The sequence below is a fragment of the Plantactinospora endophytica genome (assembly GCF_016862915.1).
Taxonomy (GTDB): Bacteria; Actinomycetota; Actinomycetes; order Mycobacteriales; family Micromonosporaceae; genus Plantactinospora; species Plantactinospora endophytica.
The window spans coordinates 85,386-112,261 of record NZ_BONW01000022.1 but is presented as its reverse complement, the minus strand read 5'-3'; the positions used below and the strand labels follow the sequence as shown (position 1 = coordinate 112,261).

Below are 26,876 nucleotides of genomic sequence, written 5' to 3'. Positions count from 1 at the left end.
CGGATGGGTCGATACGGCGTCGACCGTAACAGATATCTCCTGCCTTCCTGACTGGCTGTGTAGACCCTTCCTGTCAGTGGTTCTCGATGTTTGATCCATTCGTCCGGGCCTGGCCTGGTCACGGTGCAGAGCCCGGGTCAGCGAGGCACTTCGCCTCGCCAGCGGGATTACGAGTCGCGCTGGCGGGTTCAGCGGCGACGCGGTACCCAGTAGAGGATCTGGCCGGCGAGCGCCGCCGGATGGACGTCGGGACGTTCCTCCAACGCTCGGGCGAGATGGGCGGCGAGGTACACCATCAGGCCCACCCGGTTACGCCGGAACGAGGTCACCAGCGCGAGTCGTGCCTGGTGGCAGGGCCAGGGACTGCCGCACGACCGGCAGGCGTACGACGGGTGCGCGGGGACGTGCACGAGCCAGCGCTCCTGCGGCCCGATCACGGCTACACCCGACCGGCTCGTTCGGCGGGGGAGTGCCACTCCTCGAACCGGCCCCGGTTGCGCATCCGTGGCGTGGACGATGTCGGCGGGGGTGGCTTGGGTGCCTCCGGGCAGCTCCAGCGACGACCGCATCGGCAGTACCGCCACAGCCGCCGCCAGTCCCGTCGATGAGGTCGTTGTCCCCGCCTTTTCAACATCATCGGGTCACCTTCCGGTCTCGGGGGAGATGTGGAAGACGGGGACCGCCAGTGCCTCTGAATCGGTCCCCGTCTCCGACGAAGGTCGACAACTGCCACCGGGAGCGGATCTGCGGGACGTACTTCCGGCATGTCGATCGGCCGTTGTTATGGCACCTTCGTCTGCCCTCCACCCTGGACTGGCAACCACCTGGAGCGGAATATAAATAGGCGAGAGTATTGAAGGATACTGGCTAATTGATCTGGAGTCGGGTGGAGTACGTGACTGACCTTCGGGAGATTCTCAGAGAGCAGCGGACACGAGCCAAGCGGACCCGCGATCAAGTCGGGGCGGCTGTTGGTCTCAGTGGGGCATCGATCGCGGCATTCGAGCAGGGCCGCATGATCCCCCAGCCTGACACCGCAGAACGCCTTGACGAGCATTTCAAGACCGGTGACAAGATTCGTCGTGCAGCCAAGGAAGCCCAGGAGGATGCCCGGCCGACCTGGCTGCGTCCCTGGACAGAGCACGAGCAGCGCGCGACCATGCTCCGCTGTTTCGAGCACAGCCTGATTCCGGGGTTGTTACAGACCGAGGATTACACCCGCGCGTTGCTGCAAAGCGGCAGGTTGCCGGACGAGGTGATCGATCGGACGGTTCAGGTTCGGCGTGACCGGCAGGCCGCCACCATCGATCGGCCGAAGCCACCGATGCTGTCCGCCGTCATCGGCGAAGTGGCGCTGACCTATGGACCGGCCGACGTCCTCAAAGGGCAGTTGGCGCATCTGGTCGAGGCGAGCCTCCGGCCCCAGGTACAAATCCTGATTGTGCCCCGAGCCGCTGGCCTGCACCCTGGCTTGGCGGGTGCATTCGTTCTGGCGACGCTCCCGTCCCGGATGCGGGCCGTCTATCTTGACGATCAACTTCGCGGACGTACGGTAAGTGAGGGTGCGGACGTGGACGAACTAGAGCGGTCGTGGGAGATCGTTCAGGGTTTGGCCCTGCCCGTAAGCTTGTCACGAGACCTGATCACTAAGGCGGTCAACGACCATGACTGAGCTGAACTGGCGCAAGAGCAGCCGCAGCAGCACCAACCAAGGCAACTGTGTCGAGGTGGCCGACAACCTCCCGGGCCGCGTGCTCGTACGGGACACCAAGGATCGCGAAGGTGGCACCCTGACGTTCAGGTCTGCCTCCTGGCAGGCGTTTATCGAGCTCGCGAAGCGGCCTGGTTTGGTCGGCTGAGCGTTACGGCAGAGTCGAGGAGGCGACCAGCGATCATGACTGAACTGACGCCGGCCTGACGCAAGAGCAGCCGCAGCAGCGGCAACCAAGGCAACTGTGTCGAGGTGGCCGACAACCTCCCCGGCCGCGTGCTCGTACGGGACACGAAGGATCGCGACGGCGCCACCCTGACGTTCGGGCCCGCCGTCTGGCAGGCGTTTATCAACTCGACGAAGAGGACCGGCTCGATCGGCTGAACGCCATGGCAGAGTGAGGAGGCGACCGATCATCATGACTGACCTGACGCCGATCTGGCGCAAAAGCAGCCGTAGTGGCACCAACCAGGGCAACTGTGTGGAGGTGGCCGACAACCTTCCCGGCCGTGTGCTGGTGCGGGACACCAAGGATCGTGATGGCGGGACCCTGATCTTCGAGGCGGCGGGCTGGCAGGCATTCGTCGATCTGGCGAGAGTGATCGGTCCCGCCGGCTGACCTGCCAGAACTGTTGCGACAGAAGAAGCCCTCAGCCTTTGTGCTGAGGGCTTCTTTCGTATCTTCAGGACAGCACGCGGTAGGTCACGTGGGTGACCAGGCTTGCCGAGTGCGACTTCACCTGTTCGAGCTTGAGCGGCGGCACGCCCTCGAACAGTCGCGTACCGGCGCCGAGCGTGAGCGGCACGATGTGCAGCCGCAGTTCGTCGATCAGGCCGGCGGCCAGGTACTGGTTGATAGTGGTCGCGCCGCCCATGATCGCGACATCGCCGTCGCCGGCCGCCTCGCGCGCCCGGGTCAGGGCGGATTCGATCCCGTCGGTGACGAAGTGGAAGGTGGTGCCGCCCTCCATTGGCTGCGGCTCGCGGGCGTGGTGGGTGAGCACGAAGACCGGTGCGTGGTACGGCGGATTGTCGCCCCACCAGCCGATCCACGGCCGATCCCACTCGCCGCGTACCGGGCCGAACATGTTGCGTCCCATGATGAACGCCTTGGCGGCGAGGATTTGGTCGATCTCCTCCCGGTTCTCCTCGGACGACTCGGAGTACCAGGCGTGCAGCTTGTCAGCCCAGCCGTCGCCGCCGTCGTCCCCAAACGGCCGCTCCTCGGTCTGGTTGAGCCCGGCCGAGTACCCGTCGGCCGAGATCGTGAGGTTGCAGATCACCCTGCCGTTATCTCTGCGGTCCCTGTTCATCGCGTCGTCCCCTTGCTCACGGTCGTGCTCCCAAGCGGCATCTCGTCGCACCGGCCCACGATGTGGAACAGCCGTCAGGAATCTTGGCAAGTTGTGGCTCGCTCCGAACCACAACTCGCCAAGAATCTTGGGACCCACCGGTGCAGGTGCTGCACGTTCGTTCGGGATCAGCATGGGGCGGATCTGGTATGACGTCCAATGCCAATCGAGCACCGAAAGCATTGATAACGTTGATGAATGCTGAACATGGTGCAGCTCAGAGTGCTGGCTACGGTGGCTCGACACGGGTCGGTGACCGAGGCGGCGAGGGAGCTGCACTACTCGCAGCCGTCGGTGAGCCACCACCTGTCGCGGCTGGAAGCGGCGACCGGGGTCAGGCTCGTGCAGCGGGTCGGCCGTGGGATCCGACTGACGCCGGAAGGGCGGCTGCTGGCCAACCGGGCAGCCGAGATCGTGGGACGGGTCGACGCGGCGACCAACGAGCTCGCGGCACAGGTCGGCTTGCAGGCGGGACGGGTGAGGCTGGCCGCCAACGCGTCGGCGCTGAGCACGATCGTGCCCACGGCGGCGGCCACGCTGGCGCAGGCGTACCCGGGACTTGAGCTGAGCCTGGTCGAGCGGCATCCGGTCGAGGCGCTACAGATGCTGCGACACGGCGAGATCGACGTCGCGCTCGTCTTCCGGCACGCCGACGCGTCGGTCGAGGACGAGGGATTCCGCCTCCTCCACATCGGAGACGACTCGATCTACCTCGTCAGCCGGCGACCCGACGACAGCCTGGCGAACCACCGCCACTCTGCCTGGATCGGCGGTTGCGAACGGTGTCAGGAGGAGTTGCTCGCCGCCTGCCGGCGCGAAGGATTCGCACCCCGCATCGGCTCGCTGAGCGACGACATGATCGTCGTGCAGTCGCTGGTCGCCGCCGGCATCGGTGTCGCCATCCTGCCCGGCCTCGCGCTCCAGGCGCATCACCGGCCCGGCGTGCACGCCAGCGAACTTCCCGACTTCCGGCGCCGGATCTACGCCGCCACCTACGGCGACCCACCCGACCCGCCCGCCGTCGCCGCCGTACTCGCGGCACTCGCCGAGGCGACCACGACGAGGGGTTCCCGGGATCTCGCGGAGCTTCCGGGAACCCCTCCGCCGCCGCTTACTGGGTCAGCTCGGCCACCTGTTCGGCGGTGAGCCGGCCCCGGGACTCGTCGGGCGCGGGCGCCGCCAGCGTGCCCCGGGCGGACCGGGCCGCCGCCACGGCAGGCGGGTCGGCCGGTCGCCGCCAGTGCCAGTCGGTGACCTCCTGGTACGCGGCCACCACCGACAACAACCTTTCCTCGCCGTACGGCAGCCCCCCGAGGATGGTGCCGATCGGCACTCCGGCGGCGGTGAAGCCGATCGGGAAGCCGATCTCGGGCAGGCCGAGGATGTCGAACGGCACCGGACCGGTCTGCACCACCACGTCGCAGACGTCGAAGAGCTGGTCGAGTACCCGTTCCAGGAAGAGCAGCTTGGCCCGCTGCCCGGTGATGAACTCGTTACCGCCGAGCAGCGCCCCCTGCAACCAGCTCGTCACCGAGACCCCGAACCCGCGCAGGTCGGTACGCAGGTACGGCATGAACGGCTCGCTGCGCTCCGGCAGCCGGATGTTGTTGAAGGTGTTGCCGCCGAGCCGGTCCCAGTCCTCCGGCAGGGTCACGTCGACCAGGGTCACGCCGGGGATCTTCGCCAGCTCGGCCAGGAACGCCTGTCGGGCCAGCGCGCTCGCCGAGGTGCCGGTGGCGTAACCGGGAAGTACTCCGATCCGGGTCTTCCAGCGCAGTTTGACCTGCTTGCCGGCGTACACCGGGGTGGCCGCCTCGATCAGCCGGGGGACCGGCGGCAGGCCCTGGCTGCGCGGGTCGGCCGGGTCCTCGCCGGCCATCGCGGTCAGCATGATCGCGGCGTCCCTGGCGTCCCGGGCCAGCGGGCCGGGGTGGTCCCGGGTGTAGCTGAGCGGGATGATCCCGTTCAGCGAGACCCGGCCCATGGTCGGCTTGAGCCCGGTCAGGTTCTGTGCGTTCGACGGTGCGGTGATCGAGCCGCCGGTCTGGGTGCCGATGCCGGAGCTGGCCAGCCGGCCGGCGACCGCCGTGGCGGTACCGGTCGACGAGCCGCCCGGGTCGGTGTTCGGGTTCGTCGGCGTCCAGGCGTTGACCGTCGTCACGATCCCGGCCGGGGTGGTGGCCCGGGTGGTGGCCAGCGGACCCATCTGGGTCTTGCCGAGCACGATCCCGCCGGCCGCCTTCAGCCTGGCCACCGCCGTCGCGTCGAACGGCGGCACGAAGTCCTGGAACAGGTAGGAGTTGGCGGTGGTCGGTACCCCGGCGGTGTAGTAGTTGTCCTTGATCGCCAACGGAATGCCGTGTAGTGCACCGGAGTGCGGTCGCCGGCCGGCGCTGCGGGCGGCGGCCCGCGCCGCGTCGGCGAGTACCAGGTTGAACGCCTGGTAGGTCCCGTCGTGCGCCCCGATCCGGGCCAGGTACGCCTCGACCAGCTCCTCCGGGCTGAGTCGGCGGGCCCGGATCAGCCAGGCCGCCTCGGCGATGGTCAGCTCGGTCGGGTCGGCCAGCGCCTCGGGCCGGGGCCGCCGGTACGCCTCCGGCCGGTCCAGGGCCGGGTTCGGTTTGCCGGAGCCGCCGCCGTGTCCGGCCGGGCCGGTGGCGTCGGGGGAGAAGGCGCCGGCCACCTCGGGCAGTGCGACGGCACCGCCGACCGCCCCGGCGGCAGCCAGCGCGGCGGCGCGGGCGAGGAAGGCCCGCCGGTCGACGGCAGTGTCCTGGGGTGCGAAGTCCATGGTCATCACCGCCGCCATTGAGTGCTGATCGAGGGGTAGAGCATCGGCGCCGGCTGCTGGGACAGCGCCTTGGCCAGCGCCGGGTCCGTGCCGGCCGGGGCCGGCATCTGGTACGCGGCCAGCTCGGCCACGGTGCCCCGGACGAACGAGCGCAGCGAGGCGAGTACGGAGTCCCGGCCCGGCGATCCGGTCTCCGGGTCGGCGGTGGTGCCGGGCGGTAGCTGGTCGAGATCGATGCCCAGGCTGGCGAGCCGGGCCCGGATCAGGGTGTTGAGTTCGGCGTCGGTGGGCGGGGTCGGTGCCATGGCGCTCCTCGCGACGATCGGTGTGACTCGGGCGGTGAAGTGGTAACTCGGGCGGTGAAGTTATGACTCGGGCGGTGACGTGGTGACTCGGGGGGCGATGCGTCGACCGGGCGGTCCGGTGCCGAACGTCAGAAGTTCCGGAGGGCTCCGTCGGAGGTTCGGCAGGAGTTCGTCAGGAGTTCCGGGAGAAGTCGACGACCAGCGGGTTCCGGTTGTTGATCAACTACATCGCGCACTGACTGTCGGCGCGCACGATATCGGGGTGATAACGGCAAGATCACGTCGCGGTGAACTGACTGCCGGCGGCGTACAATTTTTCCTCGGGCGTCGCAGGTCGACCGCGCTTGGACCCGGACCATCCATGGCCGGGAGCACGTGGGTAGCGCGGCGGGAGTAGGCTCGGCGCCGCGCGGTCGCTGACGCCCGCCAACCACGTCCCGGTGTGACGACCCGCCGGTCACTTCCCAGCCGCGTGACGTTGGCCAATACTTCGGCATCCCGAGGGTCCGGCGGGCCGATCCGAGAGAGAGACTAGCCTGATGGCCGTGACACGCCGCGCGAAGATCGTCTGCACGCTTGGTCCCGCGACCTCCTCACCGGAGCGCATCCGCGGACTCGTCGAGGCGGGCATGGACGTAGCCCGGCTCAACTTCAGCCACGGCAGCCATGCCGACCACGAGCAGGTCTACCACCTGGTCCGCGAGGCCGCCCGGACCACCGGTCGCGCCGTCGCCGTCCTCGCCGACCTGCAAGGCCCCAAGATCCGGCTCGGCCGGTTCGCCGACGGCCCGCACGAGTGGCGGACCGGCGACTCGGTGGTGATCACCGGGGACGACATCCTCGGCACCCGGGACCGGGTCTCCTGCACCTACGAGAAGCTGCCGGCCGAGGTGAAGCCGGGCGACCGGCTGCTGATCGACGACGGCCGGGTCGCGGTCGAGGTCAGCGACGTGCAGGGCAACGACATCCGGGTACTCGTCACCGAGGGTGGCGCGGTCTCCAACAACAAGGGCGTCTCGCTGCCCAACGTCGCGGTCAGCGTGCCGGCGATGTCGGACAAGGACACCGAGGACCTGCGCTTCGCGCTCGGGCTCGGCGTCGACATGGTGGCGATGTCCTTCGTCCGCTCGCCCGACGACATCAAGCTGGCGCACAGCATCATGCACGAGGTCGGGGTGCACCGGCCGGTGATGGCGAAGGTGGAGAAGCCCGAGGCGGTGATCCACCTGGAGGCGATCGTCAACGCCTTCGACGGCATCATGGTGGCCCGCGGCGACCTCGGTGTCGAGCTGCCGCTCGACCAGGTGCCGCTGGTGCAGAAGCGGGCCGTGCAGCTCTGCCGGGAGAACGCCAAGCCGGTCATCGTGGCCACCCAGATGCTCGACTCCATGATCGAGAACTCCCGGCCGACCCGCGCGGAGGCGTCCGACGTCGCCAACGCGGTGCTGGACGGCGCGGACGCGGTGATGCTCTCCGGCGAGACCAGCGTCGGGAAATATCCGGTGCTCACGGTCAGCACCATGGCCAAGATCGTTACCACCACCGAGTCCGGCTCGATCGGGGTGCCCCGGCTCCAGCACGACCCGCGTACCCACGGTGGGGCGCTGACCGTCGCCGCCTCGCAGATCGCCAAGGCGATCGGGGCCAAGGCACTGGTCGCGTTCTCGCAGACCGGTGACACCGTGCGTCGGCTCTCCCGGCTGCACTGCGACCTGCCGCTGCTGGCCTTCACCCCGGTACCCGAGGTCCGCGACCTGCTCGCCCTCTCCTGGGGCGTGCAGACCTTCCTGATGCCGTTCGTGCAGCACACCGACGACATGTTCCGGCAGGTCGACCAGGCGCTGATCGGGCTCAGCCACGCCAACCCGGGCGACTACGTGGTGATCGTCGCCGGTACCCCGTCCGGCACCCCCGGTTCCACCAACACCCTGCGGGTGCACCAGCTCGGCTCGCTGGTCGACCCGGCTACGGTGGCCCGGGCCGGGCAGTGACCTCGGGCGGCACCGGCGAGGCGGTCGTCGGGCAGGCGGCGGTCGACCAGCTTCTGGACGTACTCGACCTCCGCCAGCTCGACGAGATGACCTTCCGGGGGATGAGCCCGCCGGTCGGCCCGCAGCGGGTGTACGGCGGCCAGGTCGCCGGCCAGGCCCTGGTCGCCGCCGGCCGGACGGTCGACCCGAGCCGGTTCGTGCACTCGCTGCACGGCTACTTCGTCCGGCCCGGCGATCCGGCCGAGCCGATCGAATACCAGGTGGAGAACATCCGGGACGGCCGCTCCTTCTCGGTACGCCGCTCCGTCGCCCTCCAGCACGGCAAGACGATCTTCTTCATGTCCGCCTCCTTCCACCGGGAGGAGGAGGGGCTGGACCACCACGCCCCGGTGCCGGTCGACGTGCCGGCACCGGAGGCGCTGCCGACCATGACCGACCGGCTGGCCCGCTATCCGGAACGGCTCGGCATCTGGGCGATGATCCCGCGCCCGATCGACGTCCGCTACGTCGGCGAGCCCGGCTGGGTACGCCCCGGCGACCGCCCGGCCGACCCGCACCAGCGGGTCTGGATGCGGATCGACGGCAAGTTGCCGGACGACCCGCTGCTGCATGCCTGCGCGCTCACCTACGCCTCCGACCTGACCCTGCTCGACTCGGTGCTCTCGGTGCACGGCGAGGTGTGGGGTCCGGGTGGCCTGGTCGGGGCGAGCCTCGACCACGCGCTCTGGTTCCACCGCCGGTTCCGGGCCGACGAGTGGTTCCTCTACGACTGCTGGAGCCCGTCCGCCTCCGGCGGGCGGGGGCTGGCGACGGGCCGGATGTTCACGGTCGACGGGCGGCAGATCGCGAGCGCGGTGCAGGAAGGGCTGCTCCGCCGGGTCGGCGCCTGAGCGGGCCGGATAATCTTTCGGACATGCGTCTCTCCGCCCGGGTCGACTATGCGCTGCGTGCCGTTGCCGAGATCGCCGCACGGGCGGAGGCGGGCGGGCCGGATCCGCGCTCGGCGGCGGGTGGCCGGTCCCGCCCGACCGGCGGGGCCGGTGACGGCGCCGTGGCCGAGCCGAACCCGCGCCCGGCGCCGCTGACCGCCGAGCAGATCGCCCGGGCCCAGGACATCCCGCCGAAGTTCCTGGAGAGCATCCTGCTGCAACTGCGTCGGGGCGGCATCGTGCACGCCCAGCGGGGCCCGGAGGGCGGCTACTGGCTGGCCCGGCCGGCGACGGAGGTCTCGCTCGCCGAGGTGATCCGGGTGATCGACGGTCCGCTGGCCAACGTCCGGGGGCACCGCCCGGAGGACCTCGGCTACGCCGGTGCGGCCCGCGCTCTCCAGGAGGTCTGGATCGCGCTGCGGGCCAGCGAGCGGGAGATCCTCGAACTGGTCACCATCGCCGACGTGGCGAACGGCAAGCTGCCGGACCGGGTACGGGAGTTGGTGGCCGACCCGGCCGCCTGGACCTGACCCCTCCCGCCTCCCGCCTCCCGCCTTCTGCTTTCCGCTTTCCGTCTCCCGCTGCTCCTTCCTGCCTTCTGTTCCTTTTCTCCGGCCGTCGGCGGCACCGGGCCGCCGGAATAATCGGCTTGAGTCTCCAGCGGCTGGAAGGTTGATGCTCTTCCCGTGAACGACCGCACCGAGCTGTTCACCATCGGACAGCTCGCCCGACGTACCGGCCTGCCGGTCAAGACCATCCGCTTCTGGTCGGACATCGACGTCATCCCGCCGACCGGCCGGTCGACGGGCGGCTACCGGCTGTACGACGCCGAGGCGGTGGCCCGGCTGGAACTGGTCCGGACCCTGCGCGACCTCGGGCTCGACCTGGCGACCGTGCAACGGATCCTGGCCCGGCAGAGCACGCTGGCCGACGTCGCCCGGGTACACGTACGCGCCCTGGACACGGAGATCCGCACGCTCCAGTTGCGTCGGGCCGTGCTGCGGTCGATCGCCCGACGGAACAGCACGACCGAGGAGATGAGCGTGATGAACAGGTTGGCCCGGCTCTCCGCCCGGGAGCGGCAGGCGATGATCGACGACTTCGTGGACCGTGCGTTCGCGGGCATCGAGCCGTACGAGGCCGGGGCGAGGATCGCCGAGGGGATGCGGCAGTTGCCTGCCGAACTGCCCGACGATCCCCGTCCGGAGCAGGTGGACGCCTGGCTCGAACTCGCCGAACTCGTCGCCGATCCGGACTTCTCCGAGCGGGTCCGGCAGATGGCGGTGGCCGGTGCCCAGCCGGCCGGTGAGCGGGCCGGGCCGCCGCCGTACGACCCGGCGGCGGTGATCGAGCACGCCGGCCGCGCGCTCGACGGCGGCGTCGCCCCGGATTCGGCCGAGGGCCGGGCGGTCCTGGACCGGATCGTGCCGCCGGAACTGACCGCCGCCGAGCGGGTCCGGCTCGCCGACGACGTGGCGGTCTTCAGCGACGCCCGGGTCGAGCGGTACTGGCACCTGCTGGGTGTGCTCAACGACCGGCCGCCGTTCCCGCCCCAGGTGCCGACGTTCGAGTGGTTCATGGCCGCACTGCGCGCCTCCGCCTGAGCCGCCCCCGCCCGGGTGCCGAGCGCGTCCCGACGGGGTGCCGAGCGCGTCCAGATCGGGTGGCGGGCGCATCAAGGTTGGGTGGCGAGCGCGGCCCGACCGGGTGGCGGTTCTGGAACCGGAACCGCCACCCGGCGAGGGCTCAGGAGGGCCGGCTCGGCAGTGCCGCCGCCGTGTCGCCGATCAGCCGCCAGGTCTGCGCCACGTGCTCCTCCCGGGTGTACGGCGAACCGACCACCAGCCGGAGCGTGTACCGGCCGCCGACCCGGGTGTGCGTCAGGTACGCCCGCCCGGTCGCGTTGACCCGGGACAGCAGTTCGGCGTTTGCCACGTCGTCGGCGTCGTCGTCCCCGGTGGGCCGCAGCCGGAAGCAGACCAGGGCGAACGGATGCGCCCCGACCACCTCGAACCGCTCGTCGGCGCGTACCCAGGCGGCGAACCGGTCGGCCAGCGCGACCGCCTCCCGGATGTGTGCGCGCAGCCCTTCGGCGCCGTACCAGCGCAGCACGAACCAGAGTTTCAGGGCCCGGAACCGTCGGCCGAGCGACACCTGCCAGTCCCGGTAGTCGAGTACCGCACCGGACTCGGTGGCCGCGTTGCGCAGGTACTCCGGCAGCACGGTCAGCGCCGCCACCAGTTCGGCCCGGTCCGCCACCCAGAACGCGTCGCAGTCGAAGCCGGTGAGCAGCCACTTGTGCGGGTCGAAGCAGTACGAGTCGGCGTACTCCAGCCCGGCGTGTGACCAGCGCAGCTCGGGGCAGACGGCGGCGGAGCCGGCGTACGCGGCGTCGACGTGCAGCCAGAGCCCGTACTCCCGGCACAGCTCGCCGATCGCCGGGATCGGGTCGATCGCGTTGGTGGAGGTGGTGCCGATCGTCGCCACCACGGCGGCCGGTACCAGCCCGGCGGCCAGGTCCGCCTCGATCGCCGTACGCAGTGCCGCCGGGTCCAGCGCCAGCGTCTCCGGGTCGACCGCGACCGTACGTAGTCCCGCGTCGCCGAGCCCGGCGATCCGGACCGCCTTCTCGATCGCCGAGTGGCCCTGGGTGGAGGTGTAGACCCGGTACGCCCGCTCCACCCCGTGCCCCCGCCAGCGCCCGCCACCGGCCCGGTGCAGCGCCGCCAGTATTGCGATCAGGATCGCCGACGACGCGGAGTCCTGGATGACCCCGCCGCCGGGGCCGGTGGACCGGAACCGGGCCGGCAGGTCGAGCAGTTCCGCCAGCCAGTCCAGCACCACCGTCTCCACCTCGGTACACGCCGGACTGGTCGACCACAACATCCCCTGTACGCCGAGACCGGCGCTCAGCAGGTCGCCGAGCACGCTCGGCCCGGAGGTGTTCGCCGGGAAGTAGCCGAAGAACCGGGGATGCTGCCAGTGGGTGAGGCCGGGGGCGATCACCGTGTCCAGGTCGGCGAGCAGCCGGTCGAACGGTTCGCCCTGTTCGGGCGGGCCGGCCGGCAACCGGGCGGCGACGGTGCCGGGCGGGTCGGCGGAGGTGACCGGCCGCTGGTCCAGTGTGGACCAGTAGTCGGCGATCCAGTCGACGACCGCGTACCCGTGTCGCCGGAACTCGTCCGGGGTCATGTGTGTGGCCATGACCCCGAGTCGACCAGTCCGAACGGCGTCGATCAAGGAGCGCGGGAAGGCCGCTGCCCATGCCGGAGTGCCCCCCTCCCACGGTCGGGAGGCCGCCGGTCAGGAGTGCAGGACCTGCGGCGCGGGTGCGGTGCTGGCCCGGACGGTCAGCCGGGGCGGCAGCAGGGTGCCCTCGGGTACCGGCTCGTCCTCCAGCTTGCGCATCAGCAGCGACACCGCCTGCCGGCCCACCTCCTCGGCCGGGATCAGCACCGAGGTCAGCGCCGGACTGGCCCGTTCGGCGACCTCGTCCGGGCAGATCGCCACCACCGACATGTCGTCCGGTACCCGCCGGCCGAGCGCCGGCAGCGCGGCCAGCACCTGGCCGACCGCCGCCTCGTTGTGCACCACCAGCGCCGACAGGTCCGGCTGGCGGTCCAGCAGCCCGGCCAGTTCCCGGGCGACCGCGTCGAGGTTCTCCTCGCAGGGCTGTGCGGTCGCCTCGATGCCGTGCCGGTGCGCGGTCTCGGCGAACCCGGCCCGGGTGCGGTGGGCGAAACCGGTGTCCCGGTCGTAGACCACCGCCGGGGCGCCGAGCAGCGCGATCCGGCGGTGGCCGAGTCCGGCCAGGTGCTCGACGCACGCCTGACCGGCCCGGTAGAAGTCCAGGTCAACGCAGGTCAGCCCGGCCGGGTCGGCGGGGAAGCCGATCAGCACGCTGGGCCGCTCCAGGTCGCGGAGCAGCGGTACCCGGGCGTCGTGCATCTCGACGTCCATCAGCACGATGCCGTCGACCATCGCGCTGGCGGCGATCCGGCGCAGCCCCGTCGGCCCCTCGTCGGCGGTCATCAGCAGTACGTCGTGGTCGAACTGCCGGGCCGTGGTCACCACGGCGGTGGCGAACTGCATCAGCACCGGCAGGTGCATGCCGGAGCGCAGCGGCAGCACGAGCGCGATCACGTTGGCCCGTTTGCTGGCCAGGGCGCGGGCCCCGGCGTTCGGGTGGTAGCCGAGGCTGCGCACGCTGGCGAGTACCCGTTCCCGGGTGGACGCCGAGATGGCCCGCTTGCCGCTGAGCACGTACGACACCGTGCTGACCGCGACTCCGGCGTGCCGGGCCACGTCGGCGATGGTCACCATGTCCGCCCGCTTGGCGGGTCCGGCGGGGAACTGCCGGGGCGCCGGTCGCGAGGTGGGGCGCGACGATTCGGACACTAGGCGCCTCCAGTTCCCGTCCCGGTACGCTCGCCGTCCGCCCCAGCTTCGAAGGTCAGCCAACTCACCGTAGCGCCCGGGGCGTCGAACAGCAGATAAAGATCGCGTACCCCGGTCGCCCCGCCGTGCCAGCGACCGGTCACCTCCCGGGTCGGCTCGTGGTCCGGCGACGCCGCGTCGGTGTGGGTGCCGGTGCCGGGCTCGGGATCACCGGTACGGGTGGCCGGGATGGTGACCGTGCCGGCGACCGGGCCACGTACCGGGTCGTCCAGCCGGAGCACGAGTTCGGCCCCGTCCGGTAGCGGCCGTCGGTTGCCCACCCGGGCGGCCACGCCCCGGATTCCGGCACCGAAGTCCACTCCGGAGAACCGGATCCAGCCGCCGGCCTCCCGGGCGACCACGGCGGCACCGTCCGGGCCGTCCGGCAGCGACTCGGTGTCGGCGTACTCGTCGTGGTCGGCCGCCCACAGTGGACCGTCCAGTGCCTGGCGGGGGCGGACCGGCTCGCCGTGCACCGCCAGGGTGGCGGTCAGCGCGAAGTCGGCGCTGGACCGGCCGACCGCGACGGTGTGCCGGGCGTCCTCCACCACGTACCGGCCCCGGCTCACGTCCCAGTGCGCGAGTTCGGCGGCGCGGAGCCGAAGTCGTACCGTGGTGTACGCGCCCGGGGCCAGGCTGACCCGGGCGAAGCCACGGAGCTGGCGCAGCGGCTGCTTGACCCGGGAACGCCGCTGCCGGGTGTAGAGCTGGACCACCTCGTCGCCCGGTCGCGAACCGACGTTGGTCACCCGCACGCTGACCTCGATCTCTCCGGCCGCGTCCACCTCGTCCGCGCTCAGCCGCAGGTCAGAGTAGGCGAAGTCGGCGTAACTCAGCCCGTGGCCGAACGGGTAGAGCGGGGTGCCCCGATGGTAGAGGTACGTAGTGTCGGTGGCTATCACGTCGTAGTCGAACAGGTCGGGCAGCTCGGCCGCGTCGCGGTACCAGGTCTGGGTCAACCGGCCACCGGGGTCGGCGTCCCCGGCGAGTACGGCGGCCAGCGCGGCGCCGTACTCCTGGCCGCCGTGCGCCGACCAGACGATTGCCGGCAGGTGCTCGTCGGCCCAGTTCAGCGCGTACGGGTAGCTGCTGCTGACCACCAGCACGGTACGCGGGTTCGCCTCGTACACCGCCCGGAGCAGGTTCTCCTGGGCTGCCGGCAGGGCCAGGTCGGCCCGGTCCTCGGTTTCCCGGCCGCAGACCATCGGGTGGTTGCCGAGCACCACCACGGCCACGTCGGCGTCCCGGGCCAGCGCCGCCGCCTCGGCCGCACCGTCGCCGACCAGCTCGACGGTGAAGCCGGTGCCGTCGGCGGGGTCGTCCGCGTCGGCCCGGAGCGCACCGTCCGGGCCGACCCGGACGTACCGGTCGCTGGCCAGGTGGTGCAGCACCCGGTCGCCGGCCGCCCGGTCGACCAGCCGGAACGTCTCCCGGACGATCCAGCCGCCCGGGCCGGGCCGGTCGTTGACCAGCAGCCCGTCGTCGTCGGCGCCGACGTGCCGGCCGTTGGCGACGCTGCGCAGCGCGAGGACGTCCTGGCCCCAGTCGAAGACCTCGAACCAGCCCTCCGCCGGGACCGCCTCCGTGTCCCCCTCGGCCGTGCCGTGCAGGCGCAGGGCGGCACCCTCCGGATCGGCGGCGGCCCGGACGTGGCCGTCGGCGGTACGCAGCACGATCCGGTCCGCACCGCAGTGCTGCACCGTGCGCGCCGGGGCGAACCGGGCGGCCAGCCCGTCCCGGGCGGTGATCGCGTACGGCAGGGTGCCGCTGTACCAGTCCTCGTAGAGCGTGTCGGCCAACGGACCGAGTACGGCCAGCCGGGTGATCCGGCTCGGATCCAGCGGGAGCAGCGCCCCGACACCGGGCCGGGCCACGTTGCGGAGCAGCACGACGGACTGCCGGGCCGCCTCCCGGGCCAGATCCTGGTGTGCCGGGCAGTTGATCACGTCAGCGGTGGTCGCCGCGTACGGGTTCCGCTCCGGTGGGTCGAGGTCACCGAGCCGGAACCGTACGGCGAGGATCCGTCGGACGGCGGTGTCCAGGTCGGACTCGTCCAGCAGCCCGCGTCGCAGCGCCTCGGTCAGCCGCTCGACGGTGGGCCCGGAGTCCTCGCTGTCCTCGGTGAAGCTGTCGATGCCGGCCCGCAGCGCGGCGGCGTAACCGCTCGGGTGGTCGGGGTGGTAGCCCTGCGCACCGGCGATGTTGGAGACGGCTCCGGCGTCGCTGACCACCAGCACCTCGTCACTGGTCCACCGGCGCAGTTCGGTGCCGATCAGCGGACTCAGGTGCGCCGGCCGCCCGTTGACCAGGTTGTACGACGCCATCACCGCCACCGCCGCACCGGTGGCGATGGGTGCCCGGAAGGCGGGCAGCTCGTACTCGTACAGCACCCGGGGCGGCAGGTTGCTGGAGGTGGTGCAGCGGTCGGTCTCGTTGTTGTAGCCGAGGAAGTGCTTCAGGGTCGGTGCCGTCTTCAGGTAGTCGGGGTGGTCGCCGCGCAGTCCCCGGGCGTAAGCGGTGCCGAGCCAACTGGTCAGCCACGGGTCCTCGGCGTAGCCCTCCTCGTTGCGTCCCCAGCGTGGATCGCGCAGCGGGTTGACCACCGGGGCCCAGACGTTCAGCCCGACCCGGGTGGGGTCCTTCTGGTGCAGCCCGCGCACCTCGTCGCCGACCGCCGACCCGACGGCCCGGATCAGGTCGGGATTCCAGGTGCTGCCCAGCCCGAGCGCCTGCGGGAAGACGGTGGCCGGGCCGAGCCAGGCCAGGCCGTGCAGCGCCTCGGTACCGGTGCGGAAGGCCGGCATCCCGAGCCGGGGTACGGCGGCCTGGTGCTGGTGCAGCAGCGCGATCTTCTCTGCCCGGGTGAGCTGGCCGAGCAGATTCGCCACCCGTACGTCGAGTGGCTGTTCGGGGTCGCGGAACGGGGCGTCGCCCATGGTCGGTCACCTTCCATGATCTTCGACTGGCGCTGCGTGCGGCGGTGGAGACCGGGGTGGTGGCGACAGTCGAAGCGCTTCGAATCCGGCGGGGGATGGAGCGGCAGCGGGTGCCCCGGCCGACAGCCCGGGAAGCTCGAAGCGCTTCGACGGCCGGGGAAAAGACGCTCCACCGTGGATAGCGGTTTCCCGCAGGTTACGGGGGAGCATTTCGAGGCTTCCACCAGCCGTCGTACGGGTCAAGAGGTTGCGCCGAACGGATTGGCGTACGTCGGTCTCCACCGGTACCGCCAGCCCTGGTCGCGGCGACAGTCCCGGCTGGTCAGTGGCCGGCGGCCGGCGCGAGACTGCTCGACCTGCGGTGCCTACCCGGCCCGTGCGGTCTGGTCGGTCAGTGGTGTCCGGCCGGGAGCGGGGGCGCGTCGGCGGGCGGTGTGGTCGGAGTGGCGGTCGCGTCCGGGTCGGCGGCGGTGGCGTCGGTGGTCGGGTCCGGTTCCGGGTCGCTGGGCGAGGTGCTCGACCGGGTGGGTGACTTCCGGGAGACCCGGGCGGACGGGCCGGGATCGCGGGCGACGGCGCGGTCCGGGTCGCGCAGCGGCAGCCGGCCCGCATCGACGGTCTCCAGGGTCCGGGCCGCCCCGCCGGCCGCCGCCGCGCCGGTGCCGAGTGCCGAGGCGAGCAGCCGGGCACCGCCGGCCTCCGGGGCCAGCGTCCGGGCCAGCAGTTCGGTCTCGGCGGCGGGCAGCAGCCAGGGCGCCAGCGTGGCGAAGTAACCGCCCAGCAGCACCACCTCGGGATTGACCAGGTTGGCCAGCAGTGCCACGCCCTGGCCCAGGTGCCGGCCGATCTCGGCGAGCGCGTCGAGAGTGGGGCGGTCGCCCCGGCGGGCCTGGGCCCGGATCCGGTCGACCTCCGGGGCGAAGTCGGTGACCGGACCGTCCTCGGCCACGTCCGGCAGGGCCCGGCGGATCAGCGCCGGGATGCCGGCCACCACCTCCAGACAGCCGCGCCGGCCGCAGGGGCAGACGGGACCGTCCGATACGACCGGTACGTGCCCCAGTTCACCGGCGAATCCGCGCCCGCCGCGCAGCAGCCGGCCGTCGGCCACCACCCCCGCGCCGAGCCCGGCACCGCCGGTCAGGTGCACCAGGTTGGCGGTGCCGGCGTACGGGCCGTGCCGGTATTCGGCCAGGGCGGCCAGGTTGGCGTCGTTGTCCACCACCACGTCGTAGCCGGGATCACGCAGGGCACGCCGCAGGTCGGCGCCGAGCGGGAGGTCGCGCCAGCCGAGCGTGCTGGCGAGCCGGACGGTTCCGCCCGCGTCCACCAGCCCCGGCACCGCGACGGTGAGGCCGAGCACCTGCCGCTGCTGGTTGCCGACCCGGTTGACCGCGCGGCCGGCGAGCGCCGCGATCGCGCTGACCGCCCGGCCGGGGGAGGCGGCGGAGGCGTCGAAGGCCCGTCGCCAGGAGAGCAGCTCGGTGCCGGCGAGGTCGACGGCGACCACGGTCAGCTCGTCGATGCTCACCTCGATGCCGATCGCCGCGTACGGGGCGCCGTCGACGACCAGCATCGTCGCCGGCCGGCCGATCCGGTTCTCGGCCAGCCCGGTCTCCCGGACCAGGCGCCGCTCCAGCAACTCGGCCACCAGGCTGGAGACGGTCGCCTTGTTCAGCCCCGTGGAGGCGGCGATGTCGGCCCGGGAGCAGGGCGCGTTGGCCCGGACGAAGCGCAGGACGACGGCGAGATTCGTGGCCCGTACGTCGGCGAGGTCGGCCGGCTGTGGCCCGGTCTGCGTCGTGAACAAGATCAGCCCCGCTCCCCGCGTGTCGGTCTCCGGGCCCGGTGTCGCGCCGTTGCCGACGATGCGGCCATCATGCCGCACCGCCTCGCGCCGGGCCACGCTCGCCCGCCGCGCCGTGCTTCCGGTGTCTTGTGGCACCGATCACCGTCGATTACCTTTGTTTAGTCAACCGACTAACTAACTCTACCCCATACCCACCCAGCAACCGAACGGGTTTGTCTCCCGCGTGCCGTGCGGGCGCCGGCCGTTCGGCGATATCGAAGGGAGCGCCCCGTGGAACCAACCGGCCCGGGCAGCGCCACCAACCGTAGGAACTTCCTGAGCCTGGTGGGCCTCGGTGCCGCGGCCACCGTCGGCAGCGGCCTGCTCGCCGGCTGCGGCGGCGAGGTGGCCTCCACCAGCGACGCGCAGAACCTGGACCGGCTCGCCGGCCTGCTGCCGAACCAGAAGGACCTGCCGCCGGGCATTCCCAAGCCGAGCATCGTCGGCACCCGCCCGGTGCCGGACGGTTACACCGAGTTCCCGAGCAGCCTGGTCGACGCCATCACCGAGAAGCCCGGCGCCGGCGGCCAGCAGATCAGCGCGATGACCCCGGCCTGGGGGCCGGCGCCGCCCGGACTCGGCCAGAGCCAGTACCTGGCGGCCGTCAACGCGGAACTGGGCGTCGAGGTCAACTTCAGCGTCCAGGACGGCAACACGTACGCCGACAAGCTCAACGCGATGCTCGGCGCCCGCGACGTGCCGGACCTGCTCTGCGTACCGGAGTGGGAGGTCTCCAAGCTGCCCCGGTTCGCCGACGCGACCGCCGCGCTCTTCGAGGACCTCACCGACCACCTCAAGGGCGCCGGCATCGACCCGTACCCGATGCTGGCCACCTTCCCGGCCGGGGCCTGGCGGAACGCCTTCTGGAACGAGCGGCTGATGGCGGTGCCCTGCCCGAAGGACGGTCCGTTCCCGTGGGCGCTCTTCTACCGCAAGGACCTGCTGGACGCGGCCGGCGCGACCTACCCGAAGACGATCGACGAACTCTTCGAGGTCGGCAAGAAGGTGACCGACCCCGCCAAGGGGGTCTGGGCGTTCAACGACATCTTCGCGATGGTCCAGATGTTCCACAAGGTGCCGGGCACCGACGACGGCTGGCGGCTGAAGCCGGACGGCACCCCGGAGTTCAAGTACGAGACCCCGGAATACAAGCAGTCCGTCGAGTTCATGGCCAAGGTCTACCAGGCCGGTCTGGTCCACCCGGACCTGGTCGCCAGCAAGGGCGCCGACTCCAAACAGTTGATCGCGGGCGGGAAGATCCTGTTCTTCCAGGACGGTCCCGGCGCCTGGCAGACGATGCAGGCCGAGCAGCAGCGGATCACCCCCGGGTTCAACATCCAGCCCGTACCGATCTTCTCGGCCACCGGTGGCGACCCGCTGGTCTGGGGCGACGACAACCCGATCTCGTACACCTTCGTCAAGAAGGGGCTGGGCAAGGCCCGGGTCGAGGAACTGCTGCGGGTGGTCAACTGGTGCTCCGCGCCGTTCGGCACCAGGGAGTTCGACCTGCGCGAGTACGGGGTGGAGGGCAAGCACCACAACCGCACCGCCACCGGCCCGGTGAAGACCGATCTCGGCTTCAAGGAGATCGTCAACCAGTACTTCTTCATCAGCGGGCGCAGCCCGGTGGTGCAGCCCTATCCGCAGACCCCGACCTACGTCCGGGACATGCTCGGCTACTCCAACGAGATGGTGAAGTTCCTGGAGAAGGATCCCTGGGCGGGACTGAAGCTGGAGATGCCGGCCCGGTACAAGGCGAGCCTCGTCCCGACCGACGACAAGGTCACCGACCTGCTCCGGGGACGGCGACCGATCTCCGACCTCGACACGATCATCAGCGAGTGGCGTAACGGCGGGGGCGACGAGGCCCGCGAGTTCCGCGCCAAGGCGTTGGCCGACGCCGGACGATGAGTACCCGCGAAACGACCCGGGCGGGTGGCACCGGCGACGACCGAAGCCGCCCGCCGGGCGGGTACCCGTCGGCGACGGTCGGTGCCGACCGGCTGGCCGCCCCCGGCAGCGGGCCGGACCGGGGGACCGCCGGGGTGGGCCGGACCGACCGCGACTCCGCGCCGGTCCGGCACGGACGGTTCCGGCGGCGGCGCGGCCGGGCCGGCCGGGCGCCGTTGCGGGCCCGGCTGCGCCGGGACTGGCCGCTGCTGGTGATGGTCGCCCCGGCCGGCCTGCTGCTGCTGGTCTTCCACTACCTGCCGACGCTCGGCAACGTGGTCGCCTTTCAGGACTACAACCCGTACGCCGGGGACACCCCGCTGGCCGCGTTCCTGCACAGCCCGTGGATCGGGACCACCCACTTCGAGACGCTCTTCGGCGACCCGGCGTTCTGGGACGCGCTTCGCAACACCCTGGCGATCACCGCGTTCCAGCTCGTCTTCTACTTCCCGCTGCCGATCGTGCTGGCGATCATGCTGCACAACATCCTCTCGCCGAGGCTGCGCGGCTTCGTGCAGACCGTCGTCTACCTGCCGCACTTCTTCAGTTGGGTACTGGTGGTCACGTTCTTCGTGCAGATGTTCGGCGGGGCGGGGCTGCTCGCCCAGGAGATGCGCGACGTCGGGCTCGAACCGTGGAACATCATGTCCAACCCGGACACCTTCATCGTGCTGGTCACCGCCGAGACGGTCTGGAAGGACGTCGGCTGGGGCACCATCGTCTTCCTGGCCGCGCTCTCCACCATCGACCCGCACCTCTACGAGGCGTCGGCGGTCGACGGGGCGAGCCGGTGGAAACGGCTCTGGCACGTGACGCTGCCCGGGTTGCGGCCGGTGATCGTACTGCTGCTGATCCTCCGGCTCGGTGACGCGCTCTCGGTCGGCTTCGAGCAGTTCATGCTGCAACGCGACGCGGTGGGGCGGCAGGCCGCCGAGGTGCTGGACACCTTCGTCTACTACAACTCCATCACCACCGGCAACTACGGCTACGGCGCGGCGGCCGGGCTGTTCAAGGCGGTGGTCGGGCTGGTGCTGATCCTGGCCGCGAACCGGTTCGCCCACGCCCTCGGCGAGCGGGGAGTGTACTCACGATCATGACTGTGACAGATCCGCTGCGAACGGCTCCGCCGCACCGGCGTCGGGGGCGCAACCGCCGCCCGGCCTGGGAGGAGCCGCCGAGCACTGCCGGCCAGGTCTTCCGGGGCGGCGTACTCACCGGCGTGGTGTTGGCGGTGCTGGTCCCGCTCTGGGTGGTACTGGTGACCAGCCTGGCGTCCCGGCAGACCATCAACGAGGCCGGCGGCCTGGTACTCGTGCCGAGGGAGATCGACTTCTCGGCGTACCGGGCGATCTTCGCGGGTGGGCTGGTCACCCAGGCGCTCTGGATCAGCACCCTGATCACCGTGGCGGGTACGGCGGTGAGCCTGGTGCTGACCGTGCTGGCCGCGTACGGGCTGTCCCGGCCAGGCTCGGTGGCGCACCGGGGGCTGCTGTTCTACTTCCTGCTGACGTTCCTGATCTATCCCGGCATGGTGCCGAGCTATCTGGTGGTCACCGGGCTCGGCCTGAAGAACGAGATCTGGGCGCTGGTCCTGCCCACCGCGATCAGCGTCTTCAACCTGGTGGTGGTCCGGGCGTTCTTTCAGAACATCCCGGCGGAGCTGCTGGACAGTGCCCGGATCGACGGTGCCGGCGAGTTCCGGATCCTGGCCCGGATCGTGCTGCCGCTGTCCCGGGCGGTGATCGCGGTGGTGGGGCTCTTCTACGCGGTCGGCTACTGGAACGTCTGGTTCAACGCCCTGCTCTACATCGACGACAACTCGAAGTTCCCGATCCAGCGGGTGTTGCAGAGCTTCATCCTGGCCGGCCAGTCGCCGAACAACGCCGGCACGCTCGGCGTCTCGATGCCGCCGACGCTGGCGATCAAGATGGCCGTGGTGGTGGTCACGGTCTCGCCGATCGTCCTGGTCTATCCGTTCGTGCAGCGGCACTTCGTGAAGGGCGTGATCATCGGCGCGGTGAAGGGCTGAGCGATTGCCACTGATTTCGACTGGTTGTAGATAATCCGTTACGGATCGGATTGGTAGACTGGTCGGCATGACCGCCATGGCGCCGACCCGTACCGTCCCGGACGTCTCGTTCCTGCTGGACCGCACCAGCCACGTGCTGCGTACCAGGATGGCGGCGGCGCTGGCCGAGATCGGTCTGACCGCCCGGATGCACTGCGTGCTGGTGCATGCCCTGGAGGAGGAGCGGACCCAGGCCCAGCTCGCCGAGATCGGCGACATGGACAAGACGACGATGGTGGTCACGGTCGACGCCCTGGAGGCGGCCGGTCTCGCGCAGCGGCGGCCGTCGAGCACGGACCGGCGGGCCAGGATCATCGCGGTCAGCCCCGAGGGGGCCCGGGTGGCGGCGCAGAGCCAGGAAATCGTGGACCGGGTACACGCGGAGGTGCTGGCGGCGCTCGGCGAGCGGGACCGGGAGGTCTTCCTCCGGGTGATGGCGAGCCTGGTCACCGGCCACCTGGCCGAGCCGGTCGAGACACCGGGACCGGTACGCCGGGCGCGTCAGCGGGAGAGCTGACCAGCGGGCGGCGCGAAAGCTAGTTCACAGACAGATAGTCCGCAACAAAACTATCTGCTACGGTCACTCCTGTCGGTGCTACCTGACAGGAGGACGGCGTGTCCGAAACTTCCACTTCCACCATCCCTGCCGCTGCCGCATCAGAGGCGGCCGAGCCGCCGGCCGGCGGCGGGCCGGCGAACCGACGGCGGTGGGTCGCCCTCGGAGTGATCGCCTCGGGGACGCTGATGACCATCCTCGACGGCAGCATCGTGACCGTGGCGATGCCGGCCATCCAACGCGACCTGGGCTTCTCCGCCGCCGGCCTGAGCTGGGTGGTCAACGCCTACCTGCTCGCCTTCGGCAGCCTGCTGCTGCTCGCCGGCCGGCTCGGCGACCTGTTCGGCCGTCGGCGGATGTTCCTGGCCGGCACGGCGGTGTTCACCGGCGCCTCGGTGCTGGCCGGGGTGGCCGGCTCCCCGGCCGTGCTGATCGCCGCCCGCTTCCTCCAGGGCGTCGGCAGCGCGGCGGCGACCGCGGTCGCGCTGGGCATCCTGGTCACCCTCTTCGTCGAGCCGAGAGAGCGGGCCAGGGCTATCGCGGTGTTCAGCTTCACCGGAGCCGCCGGGGCCTCGCTCGGCCAGGTGCTCGGCGGCGTACTCACCGACGCGTTGAGCTGGCACTGGATCTTCTTCATCAACCTGCCGATCGGGCTGGTGGCGCTGGCAGTCGCCCGGTCCGTACTGCCGGTGGATCGGGGACTCGGCCGGGCGGCCGGAGCCGACGTCCTCGGTGCACTGCTGGTCACCGCAGGGCTCGGGCTGGGCCTGCACACCGTGGTCAGCGTCGAGTCGCGCGGCTGGACCTCGCCGGCCACCCTGGGCTTCGGCGGACTCGCCGTACTGCTGCTGGCCGGCTTCGTCGCCCGGCAGGCCACCGCGGCCACCCCGCTGATGCCGTTGCGGATTCTCCGCTCCCGAAACGTCGCCGGAGCCAACCTGGTGCAGTTGCTGATGGTCGCGGCCTGCTTCGCGTTCCAGATCCTGGTCGCCCTCTACCTCCAGCAGGTACGCGGCTACGGCGCCGCCGAGACCGGCCTGGCGATGCTGCCGGCGGCGGTGACCATCGGCGCCGTGTCGCTCGGCATCTCCGCCCGGCTCAACGCCCGGTACGGCGAGCGGAACGTCCTGCTGGCCGGACTGGTACTCCTCGCCGCGCTGTTCGGGCTGCTCGCCCGGCTGCCGGTGCACGCCGACTACGTCACCGACCTGCTGCCGGTGCTGCTGCTGACCGCCGGTTTCGGGCTGGCCCTGCCGGCGCTGACCGGTCTGGGCATGTCCGGGGCGAGGGCCGACGACGCCGGGCTCGCCTCCGGGCTGTTCAACACCACCCAGCAACTCGGAATGGCGATCGGCATCGCGGTGCTGGCCACCCTCGCCGCCGGGCGTACCGGAGAACTGCTGGCGGGCGGCGCGAGCCAGCCGGCGGCGCTGACCGGTGGGTTCCGGCTCGCCTTGGTGGTGGCCGCCGGGCTACTCGTGGCCGCCTTCGCGGTCGCCTGCACGGTGCTCCGCCAACCGGCCCGCCACTGACCCGCCCGCTCCGACCTCGAAGGGGGACGGGGCGCCCCCCACCTGGGCACCCCGCCCCGACCTTCAACCCCGCACGGTGGGTAGTCCGTCCAGCGTTCCCGCGACCGTGGCGGAGCCGTCCAGCAGCAGCCGCCTAGGCGGCCGGGCGCCGTCGACCGGGGCGAGGGCGAGGCCGGTAACCGCGAGCGGTCCGTCGACCTCCACCCGGAACTCGTCCCCCGACCGGGCGGCCCGGATCGTGGTGTCGCCGTCGACGTCGTGCACCACCGCGCTGGCGTCGGTGGCCCCGAAGCTCAGCACGGTGACGTCGGTGAACGGGCCGTCGCCGACCCGGTCGGCCGGCGGCGCCACCGGGATCAGCGCGCCGTACCGGACGAAGAGCGGGAACCGGTCCAGCGGCCGGTGCACCCGCAGGTGCCGACCGCCGGCGTGCACCTCGCCGGTCCAGAAGTCCACCCAGTCCCCGGCCGGCAGATAGACGTGCCGCCGGTTCTCCGGACCGGTCATTGGCGCCACCAGCAGGTCCGGGCCGAGCCGGTACTCCAGCTCCGCCGTCCACGCGGCCGGGTCGTCGGGGGAGTCGACCAGCAGGGCGCGCATCATCGGCGCCCCGGTCCGGGCCGCCGCCACCGCCGCCGAGTAGAGGTACGGCATCAGCCGGTAGCGCAGCCGCAGCGCCTCGACCGCCAGCCGTTCGGCCTCGGCCGGGAAGTCCCAGGGCAGCCGGCTGGTGGTGCCGTGGAACCGGACCAGCGGAGAGAACGCCCCGAACTGCGCCCAGCGTACGTAGAGGTCCGGCGTCGGCGTGCCGTGGAACCCGCCGCTGTCGTGGCTCCAGAACGGCACCCCGGACAGCCCGTGGCTCAACCCGCCGCGCAACGTGCTCGCCAGCGCCGGGTACGTCGCGTTGACGTCGCCGCTCCACTGTGCCGAGTGCCGCTGCCCACCGAGGTACGACGACCGGGCCCAGACCAGGTCGTGCCCGGCGACCTCCCGGGTGACCGTCGAGACGACGTCGTTGAAGAGCAGCGAGTAGACGTTGTGCAGCTCGACCCCGGTCATCCCGTTGTGTGCCACCGCGTCCGCCGGCACGCCCTCGGCGAAGTCGGTCTTGAAGACGGCGGCGCCCTGTTCGAGCAGCGGCCGGAGCAGCCCGGCGAACCAGTCGACCGCGGCCGGGTTGGTGAAGTCGACGATCCCGCCGGCCGGGTGGCTGCCGTGCCAGGTGTCGGCGACGTAGACCGAGCCGTCGGCCCGGCGCAGGAAGTAGCCGGCCTCGGCCGCCTCGCCGAACAGCGGGCTGCCGGTCATCACGTACGGGTTCATCCAGAGGCTGACCCGGAAGCCCTGTTCGGTCAGGGTCGCCAGCATCCCGGCCGGGTCGGGGAACTGTTCGGCGTCCCAGCGCAGGTCCGACCAGGCCCCGGCGACCTGCCAGTAGCAGTCCAGGTGCAGCACGTCGCAGGGGATGCCACGCTCCCGGATCCGCCGGGCCCGCTCCAGCACCCGGTCCTGGCTGTCCCGGAAGAACCCGGACGACATCCAGGCCCCGAACGCCCACTTCGGCGGCAGCGCCGGCCGGCTGGTCAGCCGGTCGTACCGGTCCAGGATGCGGGCCGGGGTCGGGCCGGCGATCACGTAGTAGTCGATCAGGTCGTCCGGTACCAGGATCTGCACGCAACTGTGCGTGGACTGGCAGACGTCGAACTCGACCGGCATTCCGCTGTCGACCAGTACGCCGTAGCCCCGGTTCGACAGGTAGAGCGGGATGTTCTTGTGCGAGCGGTCCGACTCGCTGCCGAAGGCGTCGAAGTTCCACATCAGCGCCCGCTGGCCGCGCTTGTCCAACGGGGTGAACTTCTCGCCGAGCCCGACGAACCGCTCGTCGCCGGGGGCGACGAAACTCTCGTGGTACGCGGCGACGGCGCCGTCGACAAGCGACCGGCCGAACGGCAGGGTGCGAAGTCGACCGCTGATGTCCTGCTCGCCCCGGCTCTGGCTGACCAGTACCGTGCCGGTCGGGTCGACGAAACGCAGGTGCCACGGGTCGAGGCTCAGTTCGGCGACGACCGCGCCGGCGTCGACGCGTACCCGGTCGCCGTCGACGCGTACCTCGGCCTGGTAGGGCTGCGGGTGCACCAGGGACAGTGCGCGGGTGGCCCGGCCCTTGGCCAGCGGGTCCTCGCTGAGGCGTACCCGGATGACGCCCTCGGCGGCGGCGGTGATCCGGACCGCGAGCGAACCGCCGTCCGAGGTGCCCGCCTTGAGGGTGACGCCCTGGCCGTCCGTGCTCAGCACCTCGGCCCGGGCCAGCGCGGAGAGCCCGTGCTCGCCCGGCGCCCGGACCGGCAGCTCGGGCGGGTCGGCGACGAACGTCTCGTGCGGCACCAGGGGCGGGCGGTACGGCATACGGTCTCCTCGGCTCCCGGGACGCGGATCCCGCGCGCCGCCGACGGTGCCGGCCGGCGCGGT

The 26,876-nt window shown here is 71.4% G+C and carries 22 protein-coding genes and 1 pseudogene; 14 read left to right on the top strand and 9 right to left on the bottom strand.

From position 1 onward, the window contains the following. Positions 1-188 precede the first annotated feature (188 nt). Positions 189-437 (bottom strand): flavin reductase, encoded by a 249-nt coding sequence (locus tag Pen02_RS24230; RefSeq protein WP_203868370.1) that lies wholly within the window; start codon positions 435-437, stop codon positions 189-191. Between the two features lie 449 nt (positions 438-886). Between Pen02_RS24230 and Pen02_RS24225 the strand changes: the two genes are divergently transcribed. The 4 genes and pseudogenes from Pen02_RS24225 (at position 887) to Pen02_RS24210 (ending at position 2,330) form a co-directional block, all read left to right on the top strand. Next, the gene (locus tag Pen02_RS24225) at positions 887-1,672 is read left to right on the top strand and encodes a helix-turn-helix domain-containing protein (RefSeq protein ID WP_203868369.1); all 786 of its coding nucleotides are present in this window, start codon (positions 887-889) and stop codon (positions 1,670-1,672) included. Beyond that, complete coding sequence (locus Pen02_RS24220; protein WP_203868368.1) at positions 1,665-1,859, top strand: DUF397 domain-containing protein; 195 nt, start codon at positions 1,665-1,667, stop codon at positions 1,857-1,859. Before Pen02_RS24225 ends, Pen02_RS24220 begins: the two co-directional genes overlap by 8 nt. A gap of 59 nt (positions 1,860-1,918) precedes the next feature. After that, positions 1,919-2,095: pseudogene (locus Pen02_RS24215) on the top strand (DUF397 domain-containing protein); the annotation flags it as partial. A 34-nt stretch (positions 2,096-2,129) separates the two neighbouring features. Beyond that, a complete protein-coding gene (locus Pen02_RS24210; protein ID WP_203868367.1) occupies positions 2,130-2,330 on the top strand; it encodes a DUF397 domain-containing protein in 201 nt (66 codons plus the stop codon). Positions 2,331-2,394: 64 nt separating this feature from the next. On the opposite strand, the gene Pen02_RS24205 is transcribed toward Pen02_RS24210, so the two are convergent. Continuing rightward, entirely contained in the window at positions 2,395-3,198 is an 804-nt protein-coding gene (locus tag Pen02_RS24205) for a dihydrofolate reductase family protein (protein WP_239141201.1), read from the bottom strand. Between the two features lie 63 nt (positions 3,199-3,261). Here Pen02_RS24205 and Pen02_RS24200 point away from each other — a divergent pair, with 63 nt between their 5' ends. Then, the gene (locus Pen02_RS24200; protein WP_203868366.1) at positions 3,262-4,209 is read left to right on the top strand and encodes a LysR family transcriptional regulator; all 948 of its coding nucleotides are present in this window, start codon (positions 3,262-3,264) and stop codon (positions 4,207-4,209) included. Here the strand turns inward: Pen02_RS24200 and Pen02_RS24195 are convergent. After that, complete coding sequence (locus Pen02_RS24195; RefSeq protein ID WP_203868365.1) at positions 4,175-5,854, bottom strand: amidase; 1,680 nt, start codon at positions 5,852-5,854, stop codon at positions 4,175-4,177. The two genes, Pen02_RS24200 and Pen02_RS24195, sit on opposite strands and share 35 nt — an antisense overlap. A 5-nt stretch (positions 5,855-5,859) precedes the next feature. Further along, complete coding sequence (locus Pen02_RS24190; protein WP_203868364.1) at positions 5,860-6,159, bottom strand: hypothetical protein; 300 nt, start codon at positions 6,157-6,159, stop codon at positions 5,860-5,862. Between the two features lie 539 nt (positions 6,160-6,698). Between Pen02_RS24190 and pyk the strand changes: the two genes are divergently transcribed. From pyk to Pen02_RS24170, 4 genes are all read left to right on the top strand, one after another. Then, positions 6,699-8,150, top strand: a complete 1,452-nt coding sequence (gene pyk, locus Pen02_RS24185; RefSeq protein ID WP_203868363.1) for a pyruvate kinase — start codon at positions 6,699-6,701, stop codon at positions 8,148-8,150. Beyond that, positions 8,147-9,040 (top strand): acyl-CoA thioesterase, encoded by an 894-nt coding sequence (locus Pen02_RS24180; RefSeq protein ID WP_203868362.1) that lies wholly within the window; start codon positions 8,147-8,149, stop codon positions 9,038-9,040. The genes pyk and Pen02_RS24180 overlap by 4 nt, the downstream gene beginning before the upstream one ends. A 23-nt stretch (positions 9,041-9,063) precedes the next feature. Continuing rightward, complete coding sequence (locus tag Pen02_RS24175) at positions 9,064-9,609, top strand: RrF2 family transcriptional regulator (protein WP_203868361.1); 546 nt, start codon at positions 9,064-9,066, stop codon at positions 9,607-9,609. Between the two features lie 156 nt (positions 9,610-9,765). After that, positions 9,766-10,683: a helix-turn-helix domain-containing protein gene (locus Pen02_RS24170; RefSeq protein ID WP_203868360.1), complete on the top strand. Its 918-nt coding sequence runs from the start codon at positions 9,766-9,768 to the stop codon at positions 10,681-10,683. A 142-nt stretch (positions 10,684-10,825) separates the two neighbouring features. Here Pen02_RS24170 and Pen02_RS24165 read toward each other — a convergent pair whose 3' ends face one another. The 4 genes from Pen02_RS24165 to Pen02_RS24150 form a co-directional block, all read right to left on the bottom strand. Next, entirely contained in the window at positions 10,826-12,283 is a 1,458-nt protein-coding gene (locus Pen02_RS24165; protein ID WP_239141199.1) for a pyridoxal-dependent decarboxylase, read from the bottom strand. Positions 12,284-12,382: 99 nt separating this feature from the next. Then, positions 12,383-13,477, bottom strand: a complete 1,095-nt coding sequence (locus Pen02_RS24160; RefSeq protein ID WP_239141197.1) for a LacI family DNA-binding transcriptional regulator — start codon at positions 13,475-13,477, stop codon at positions 12,383-12,385. Beyond that, the gene (locus Pen02_RS24155; RefSeq protein WP_203868359.1) at positions 13,477-16,452 is read right to left on the bottom strand and encodes a glycoside hydrolase family 3 protein; all 2,976 of its coding nucleotides are present in this window, start codon (positions 16,450-16,452) and stop codon (positions 13,477-13,479) included. Before Pen02_RS24155 ends, Pen02_RS24160 begins: the two co-directional genes overlap by 1 nt. Positions 16,453-16,843: 391 nt before the next feature. Further along, positions 16,844-18,259: an ROK family transcriptional regulator gene (locus Pen02_RS24150; RefSeq protein WP_203868358.1), complete on the bottom strand. Its 1,416-nt coding sequence runs from the start codon at positions 18,257-18,259 to the stop codon at positions 16,844-16,846. Positions 18,260-18,529: 270 nt separating this feature from the next. Here Pen02_RS24150 and Pen02_RS24145 point away from each other — a divergent pair, with 270 nt between their 5' ends. The 5 genes from Pen02_RS24145 to Pen02_RS24125 all read left to right on the top strand — a co-directional run bounded on the left by Pen02_RS24145 (position 18,530) and on the right by Pen02_RS24125 (position 24,404). Beyond that, the gene (locus tag Pen02_RS24145) at positions 18,530-20,209 is read left to right on the top strand and encodes an extracellular solute-binding protein (protein ID WP_203868357.1); all 1,680 of its coding nucleotides are present in this window, start codon (positions 18,530-18,532) and stop codon (positions 20,207-20,209) included. Next, entirely contained in the window at positions 20,206-21,345 is a 1,140-nt protein-coding gene (locus Pen02_RS24140; protein WP_239141195.1) for an ABC transporter permease, read from the top strand. Before Pen02_RS24145 ends, Pen02_RS24140 begins: the two co-directional genes overlap by 4 nt. Then, complete coding sequence (locus tag Pen02_RS24135) at positions 21,342-22,277, top strand: carbohydrate ABC transporter permease (protein WP_203868356.1); 936 nt, start codon at positions 21,342-21,344, stop codon at positions 22,275-22,277. The genes Pen02_RS24140 and Pen02_RS24135 overlap by 4 nt, the downstream gene beginning before the upstream one ends. 67 nt (positions 22,278-22,344) lie before the next feature. Beyond that, complete coding sequence (locus tag Pen02_RS24130) at positions 22,345-22,833, top strand: MarR family winged helix-turn-helix transcriptional regulator (RefSeq protein WP_203868355.1); 489 nt, start codon at positions 22,345-22,347, stop codon at positions 22,831-22,833. A 98-nt stretch (positions 22,834-22,931) separates the two neighbouring features. Then, a complete protein-coding gene (locus tag Pen02_RS24125) occupies positions 22,932-24,404 on the top strand; it encodes a DHA2 family efflux MFS transporter permease subunit (RefSeq protein ID WP_239141193.1) in 1,473 nt (490 codons plus the stop codon). A 63-nt stretch (positions 24,405-24,467) separates the two neighbouring features. Here the strand turns inward: Pen02_RS24125 and Pen02_RS24120 are convergent, their stop codons facing one another. Further along, positions 24,468-26,813: a TIM-barrel domain-containing protein gene (locus Pen02_RS24120; RefSeq protein ID WP_203868354.1), complete on the bottom strand. Its 2,346-nt coding sequence runs from the start codon at positions 26,811-26,813 to the stop codon at positions 24,468-24,470. Positions 26,814-26,876: the final 63 nt, after the last annotated feature.

What these genes read in the sequence shown, in the direction of transcription:
- Pen02_RS24220 (WP_203868368.1), top strand. Translation starts at nt 1,665, where the DNA reads ATGACTGAGCTGAACTGGCGCAAGAGCAGCCGCAGCAGCACCAACCAA.
- Pen02_RS24210 (WP_203868367.1), top strand. Translation starts at nt 2,130, where the DNA reads ATGACTGACCTGACGCCGATCTGGCGCAAAAGCAGCCGTAGTGGCACC.
- Pen02_RS24205 (WP_239141201.1), bottom strand. Translation starts at nt 3,198, where the DNA reads ATGCTGATCCCGAACGAACGTGCAGCACCTGCACCGGTGGGTCCCAAG.
- Pen02_RS24200 (WP_203868366.1), top strand. Translation starts at nt 3,262, where the DNA reads ATGCTGAACATGGTGCAGCTCAGAGTGCTGGCTACGGTGGCTCGACAC.
- Pen02_RS24195 (WP_203868365.1), bottom strand. Translation starts at nt 5,854, where the DNA reads ATGGACTTCGCACCCCAGGACACTGCCGTCGACCGGCGGGCCTTCCTC.
- Pen02_RS24190 (WP_203868364.1), bottom strand. Translation starts at nt 6,159, where the DNA reads ATGGCACCGACCCCGCCCACCGACGCCGAACTCAACACCCTGATCCGG.
- pyk (WP_203868363.1), top strand. Translation starts at nt 6,699, where the DNA reads ATGGCCGTGACACGCCGCGCGAAGATCGTCTGCACGCTTGGTCCCGCG.
- Pen02_RS24175 (WP_203868361.1), top strand. Translation starts at nt 9,064, where the DNA reads ATGCGTCTCTCCGCCCGGGTCGACTATGCGCTGCGTGCCGTTGCCGAG.
- Pen02_RS24165 (WP_239141199.1), bottom strand. Translation starts at nt 12,283, where the DNA reads ATGGCCACACACATGACCCCGGACGAGTTCCGGCGACACGGGTACGCG.
- Pen02_RS24155 (WP_203868359.1), bottom strand. Translation starts at nt 16,452, where the DNA reads ATGGGCGACGCCCCGTTCCGCGACCCCGAACAGCCACTCGACGTACGG.
- Pen02_RS24140 (WP_239141195.1), top strand. Translation starts at nt 20,206, where the DNA reads ATGAGTACCCGCGAAACGACCCGGGCGGGTGGCACCGGCGACGACCGA.
- Pen02_RS24135 (WP_203868356.1), top strand. Translation starts at nt 21,342, where the DNA reads ATGACTGTGACAGATCCGCTGCGAACGGCTCCGCCGCACCGGCGTCGG.
- Pen02_RS24130 (WP_203868355.1), top strand. Translation starts at nt 22,345, where the DNA reads ATGACCGCCATGGCGCCGACCCGTACCGTCCCGGACGTCTCGTTCCTG.
- Pen02_RS24120 (WP_203868354.1), bottom strand. Translation starts at nt 26,813, where the DNA reads ATGCCGTACCGCCCGCCCCTGGTGCCGCACGAGACGTTCGTCGCCGAC.